We start from the raw sequence: 1659 nt of genomic DNA, 5'->3' as shown, positions 1-1659 counted from the left end.
GCGGTGTTTGTCAAAGAAGTTGTCCGCCGCTTTCAAGCGGCGTCTCTGATTTCAGGGGCGCTGATTTCGGTTTCGGGGTTGAGCCAGACGGGTCCGGCGGGTTGCCAGTTGCGGGTTTTGCCTGACCAGCGTTCCGGATTTTGCGCGCGGGCATTTGCGTAGAGAATGGCGCGGCTGGCGAGCGTTGCGCGATCGAGCCCGGCGTGGCGCGCATCTGGCGTGACGAAGCGGATGGCGCTGTGCAGGTGCACGCCGTTATACCAGTTGGCGAAGGATTTCACCCAGGCCTGCGCATCGGCCTTCGTGGCAAAGCCCTTGGTCGGCCAGTCGGGGCGGTATTTGCAGGTGCGGAACAGCGCTTCGGAGAACGGGTTGTCGTTGCTGACGCGCGGGCGGCTATAGGACGCGGTGATGCCCAGTTTCTCCATGGTCGTTTTCATCGTCGCGCCCTTCATCGGGCTGCCGTTGTCGGCGTGCAGCACCAGCGGGCGCGTGATGCCGCCCTCGGCCAGCACCGCCTGCCGGATCAGGGTCGCCGCCAGATCCGCGCTCTCGCGCTCATGGACCTCCCAGCCCACGATCTTGCGGCTGAAGATGTCCACGATCAGGTAGAGGTAGAAGAACATGCCGACGACGGGCCCCGGCATCCAGGTGATGTCCCAGGTCCAGACCTCGCAGGGCGCGCAGGCCTTGTAACTGGCGGGTGGTTTGCTCCGGGCCGGCGGCTTGGCCCGGCCCCGGTGATGCTGCTGCCCATCCGCCCGCAAGATGCGGTAGAAGCTGGACTCCGACGCCAGATACCGCCCCTGGTCGGCCAGTTTCGGCACGATCTGGCTCGGCGGCAGACTACCAAATTCTTCGGAATTGCAGGTATCCAGCACGGTCGCGCGTTCAGCTTCGCTCAGCTTGTTGGCCGGCTCCGGGCGCGGCACGAGGGGGCGCTGATCGGCGTGAACCTGACCGTCTTTGGTCCACCGCCTGAAGGTGCGCTCACTGAGCTCCAACTCCGCACAGGCTTTGATGCGGCATGCGCCAGCGGTAACGGCCTTGTCGATCAGAACAACGGCGGTTTCGCGATCTGAGGTGCTGATCATGCGTCCTCGTCGCCCCCCCAGATCGCTGCCGCCTTTTTTCTGAGAACCAGAAGCGCTGCGGTTTCGGCCAATGCACGGTCCTTGCGGGCCAGCTCCCGCTCCAGGTTCTTGACCCGCTTCTTGTCATCTTTCGTCGCCTGGCCGATCCGGGCCGTACTGCTGCGCTCCCAGTCGTTCGCCTGCTCGCAAGCCATGCGCCATGTCTTGATCTGCTCGGGAAAAAGCCCGCGCTTGCGGCAGTATTCGGCCAGATCAGCCTCGTTCAAGGCAGCGGTTTCGAGCACCGCCGCGAACTTGTCACCCGACGACCATCCCTCGGGCCCAGCATCGGCATCGGGCAGAAGCTGCCCTTTGCGCCGCGCCTTAGCGCGCCAGTCATAAAGCGTCGCCTCCGAGATGCCTTCCTCCTGCGACAATTGCCGAATGGTCATGCTGTTCGGCGGCAGCATCCGCTTCAGCACAGCCGTTTTTCGTTCCAGTGAATAGCCCAAGTCATCATCCTATCCCGCCCACCTGAGAAATAGAGGAAAAGTAGAGCAGCGGACAACATCCCTGACAGACGGGG

The 1659-nt window shown here is 63.5% G+C and carries 1 protein-coding gene; it reads right to left on the bottom strand.

All coding sequences use genetic code 11. The features are described from left to right. Positions 1-32 precede the first annotated feature (32 nt). Positions 33-1543, bottom strand: a protein-coding gene (locus ROE7235_RS19520) for an IS3 family transposase (protein ID WP_245964051.1) whose coding sequence is annotated in 2 segments (ribosomal slippage) — positions 33-1123 and positions 1123-1543 — 1512 coding nt in all. Because the reading frame shifts where the segments join, the coding sequence is not laid out codon by codon here. Positions 1544-1659 lie beyond the last annotated feature (116 nt).

Origin of the sequence: Roseinatronobacter ekhonensis, from assembly GCF_900499075.1 — a bacterium.
GTDB classification, from domain to species: Bacteria; Pseudomonadota; Alphaproteobacteria; order Rhodobacterales; family Rhodobacteraceae; genus Roseinatronobacter; species Roseinatronobacter ekhonensis.
This window is presented reverse-complemented; position numbering and strand designations above follow the sequence as displayed.